Source organism: Vibrio sp. OPT46 (genome assembly GCF_015163535.1).
In the GTDB taxonomy this organism is placed as follows: domain Bacteria; phylum Pseudomonadota; class Gammaproteobacteria; order Enterobacterales; family Vibrionaceae; genus Vibrio; species Vibrio alginolyticus.
Window position 1 is genome coordinate 4,305 of record NZ_JADDYG010000861.1, and the last position, 4,673, is coordinate 8,977.

The 4,673-nt window shown below is 43.4% G+C and carries 2 protein-coding genes; both read right to left on the minus strand.

What is annotated here, in order from left to right; genetic code table 11:
• Positions 1–770: EAL domain-containing protein (locus IQR33_RS30505; protein WP_193844293.1), on the minus strand; the 770-nt coding region annotated here is incomplete at its 3' end.
• Positions 754–4,419 carry an ATP-binding protein gene (locus tag IQR33_RS30510; RefSeq protein ID WP_193844294.1) on the minus strand — a complete coding sequence of 1,222 codons (3,666 nt, stop codon included), beginning with the start codon at positions 4,417–4,419 and terminating at the stop codon, positions 754–756. The genes IQR33_RS30510 and IQR33_RS30505, both read right to left, overlap by 17 nt.
• Between the last annotated feature and the right edge of the window lie 254 nt (positions 4,420–4,673).

Sequence of the window (4,673 nt, forward strand, 5' to 3'; positions counted from 1 at the left end):
ATTTGTGATGGGTCAATCTCGCTCTCTAAACATTGCTGTAAAAAGTAATGAGAGAACGCCGTATCTTCTAAATTTTCATGGTCTACATTGATGGATACGTTTTGCATCAATCCTCGGTGTTTCATGTCATAGATAACATTACTCAATACAGCTTGAAACAACTCTCCTGAAAGGCGGCAACGCTCTACAATTGGCAAAAAATAATGAGGGGGTAACACACCATAAATAGGATGATTCCAACGCGCGAGCGCTTCATACCCAAGCACTTCCCCACTTTGCACATCGACTAAAGGCTGGTAATAATTTTTCACGCGCCCTTCAGCCAGAGCAAACAGGAATTCTTGATCTTCCACTTCAATAGGTTGCGCAAAGCTGACTTGTTTCGCTTTTTCATCTTTTATTTTACGTAACAAATCAACGACTTCATTTTCATCGTATGGCTTGGGTAGCTTCCCTAATACTTCAAAGCTAAATCCCTCGCACATGGCTCTTACCGCAGAAATAATGGTCAATTCCATTGCACTGACCAGTACAACTTGCCCCTGGTACTGGACTTCATCGAGCATTTCCATCATATCGATGCCGTCTTTTCCGGGCATTTGGATATCACAAAAAATTACGTCAAAATGTTGTTCCTGCACACTCTGAATAGCAGCATCCACACAGTTAAAGGGGATGGCTTGCGCGCAATAGCGATCCAATATTTGCGTGAGTATTGTGGTTTGTAGCGGATGGTCATCAATCACCATCACATTAAATTGTGTATTCATTTGTCTCTACCCAATAGTTTATGTTTTCGATCTCCTGCTCGATTCGTAAAATTAGCTCCGCTGTTCGCCTGTCAAACTCCGCAGCAGTAACTCGTTCTGCCTCAATACAAAGCTCAGCCAGCATGCTTACCCCTATCGCCCCAACCGCTCCTTTGATGCCATGAATGACCCGTTTTTTGTCTCGCTCAGTCGATGCGGCGTTTAAGTTTTTTATATCTGTAGACATTGATTGACTAAACACGCGCGCAATCTCTTTTGCGTCCTGTGCTTTGAACCGTTTAATCCAGCCGGGCAGCCTACCACTCTCTTTTTCGCCAATAAATGGAATCAAAACGGTTTTTAATTGATTAAGGTCATAGGGCTTGTAGAGCACATCATCAATGCCGATATCCTGTGTACGTTCAATGGCAAGACGAGCATCTTCTGCTGTCACACCGATGATTGGAATTGCTTTAAATTCGGAGTTTTTCACGTGCCTAACAAGCTCATAGCCATCCATTTCTGGCATATGAAAATCGGTCAGCAGCAACACAACGTTTTCATCTTGGTTGATGTATTCCCATGCTTCGCGGCCGTTGTTCACAATGACAGGTTCGATTCCAAGTTCATGAAGCTGCATTGCTATCACACTTTGGTTAATGGGATTATCTTCTGCGACCAGTACCGTGCCGAGAACCCAAGAAACCACTTCTTGATTTACGTCACTAAGCTTGGTTTCTTGCTGCGTTTGGCTGAGCAAATTGAACAATGTATCTGGATATTGAATCTCTCTTAGCGTAAGACTGCCAAGTACCCTTTGTTCGTCACGCAGCATTAGGCCATTAAAACTGGCATCGCTGTCGTGTATAGGGTGAAGGTTCGCCACCATTGTTTTTAACGTCGCTGGACGCATTTTCCACGCGTCACACCACTGGCGAACATTAAGTGGTAAGCTCTCGCTATACGTCCAGTTCAAACAAACGTCTGGCTCAGAGTCGCAATGCTCAATTGGCAGTCTGACAGTAATCGTCGTGCCCAAGCCAAATTGTGAATCGATGCAGAGCACGCCGCTCATGCAGTCGATCAATCGGTCAACAATGCTTAGCCCCAATCCAGTACCGCCATATTTACGCGTAATAGTGTCATCCGCTTGAACAAAAGGATTGAGAATGCCTTCGAGTTGGTCATCCGTCATGCCGATACCTGAATCCGCCACTTTCAAAATAAGCTGCTTTTCATGAAGAATGACACTGATTCCAACTTCTCCTTCGGCAGTGAATTTCATCGCATTGGAGAGTAGATTGGTGGTAATTTGCACCAATCGCAGCGCGTCGATTTCAATGAAAGCATTCGAAAATGGTTTGATTGTCACTTTGTAATCCAAACCTTTCGCAAGCGCTCGTGGTTCAAAGCTTCGAAACACATCGCACAAGGTTTTAAGCAAGTCGGTCTTAACTGGGGCGACGGTTAAGTGCCCTGCCTCTAACTTTGAATAATCCAGTACTTCGTCTACTAGCGTATTCAAATGATTGAGCGAGCGTATGGCTTGGGCAATTAACTCGCGATTTGAATCTGCCGTCACTTGGCGATTTAGCAAATCGAGGATGCCGTGTGCTGCCGACAATGGCGTTCTTAATTCGTGACTCATGGTTGCCAAAAAGTTTTCGCGCGCACGTACCGCGGTTTGCGCTTCTTTTTGCGCATCGATTAACGCCTGCTCACGTTCTTTTTGCTGGGTAATATCTTGAATAACAGTCAGCACAAACTTGTTCTTACCGCTAGGAGAAGCGATGACTTTGCGTTCTCGATATACATGTTTAATATCAAGTTCACAGCCCGACGAGGCAACCTCTTCTGAAATACGCTTTCCAGCAATAACAGTGGTCAGTTCATCAAAATTATTCACTAGAGGAACGTGCGCAGAATCACTTTTCAAACTACATTGTTGGCACTGTTTACTGTTGTAGTTCGCACAATTACTCATCTCCATATGGTTATTTTCACTATGGATAAAAACCAAGCTATTGATCTCTTTGATGATGTCCATCAGCCATTGCTTTTCCGCTTCCTCATTGTCAGCATTAAATTCGGCTAACCTCACTTTAAGTCGCATGTGAGATAAGATGAAATACGCCGCAATTAACATGAGACAGAATATGAATGAACCAGCAACAACAAATGTAGCGATCTGCTCCGAGTCATAGCCATAAGTCAGTTTGAAGCTTCGGTGAGAACGCAGCAGTTTTTCGATCTCGTTAGAATCAATGGTTTCGATGATGCTGTTCAACATGTGTTGAAGTTGTGTATTGTGGTTTGCAACCGCAAATGCATTAGAGAACGTCAAAACGTCCTCCGCATTGATCACCAAGCCATCGACTTGATCTTGTGCAATCATGTTGTGAACGATATCGTCAGGAATGTAAGCCACATCCAAAACGCCCGATTTCAAATCGGTAAGCAGCTTTTTCAAATCATCATAATGATCAACTTGGCCTTGCTGCCAAGTGCCCAAATGAACTAACCCTTGCTTTTTCAAAGTGAGCAGAATACCCGCTTCTTTCAGTGCAGGTTTATCGCGCTTGCTCTGCTCCGCTTGGATAGCCACGTAATTACTGTGCATGAATGGTTTAGTGAACAACCAATCTGACTTAGGTAGCTCACCCACATAAGAGATGGGGACTATATCGGCATCAAATGCCGTTAATCCATTGGAAAGGCTCGACGTCGGTTTCACATACTTAAAGCTCAAGCCAGTACGAGACTGCAATAAGTCGATGAAGTCTGGAAAGAAGCCATCTAACTCGCCCGTTTGCGAATCTCGGTAGAGAAACGGATAAGCTTCGTCACTGCTGCTGTAAGTTATCACTAGTTTGTTTTGATGACTACGTCGGTAATCTACCAATAACTTATCACTGATATGGTAAGGATTTTTCGAGGCGACGGAGCGAATGTTTTTTCCATTTTGCTCCCACTGAAGGATTTTGTTGATGTCATCGATCAGACTCTGTTTGTCCAACGAAGCGATAAAACTCACCTCTTCGTTTTTCAACCAACTGGGAATATCGACAACCCCTTTTACAATGTCATTCAAATCCAAATATTGGGTAATACCAACATAAGTGTAAATCAGCGCGTTCGCTTTACCTCGCTTAACTTCATTAAACGCCTCTAAACGTGTTTTAACGTAATGTATCTTATCGATACCGCGTTCAGTGAGGTTGTCACAATACACACTGCCCTCAACACACACCCATTTAAGATCACGCGCATCACTATCTCGGTAAGTGGCATTCCGATACCAAACCGCGATAGTGCTCGAAAAGAAAGGCATCGAAAACAAGAAACGCTTTTCTCTTGCTGCTGTTTTACTAAATCCAACCGCACCATCAATCCTCTTGCTTTCGACATCCGCAAGTAAAGACGGAATATGCTTGTAAGTCCGAAGTTCTAACTCATAATCCAAAGCTTTAGTAATGTTAGACAAATACTCAAGACTAATTCCGTACGAAGGACCAACGCTACCGTCAAACGAGTCTTTAGCTTCGTCTTGCGCAATAACACCAACGATGACCTTCGGTTTAGGACTCTGTTTGGCAGTTGAGCAAAAAGAACTCGCTAAAAAAATTAAGGCGACGGACGATACCGTAATACTTCTAAGAATACTGAGCATGACTGCTTCCTCTGAATGGAAGCTCAGACTAGTTTTTGTCAGATAAAAGTCAAACTTAGCTCAATAGTGAAATAAAAATAACACTCTGATATAAAAGTAAAAAACCAAAATTCGTCAGAACAATCTGACAACACAATCCACCTTTGACTACACAGCGTTTGCGTTCGGTCTCTCACCCAGACGGATATTCACTGCGAGTCGGTATACATAAGGGATGTGTGCTTTTAGGTTTGCACGCCATAGCTTTTTACTTT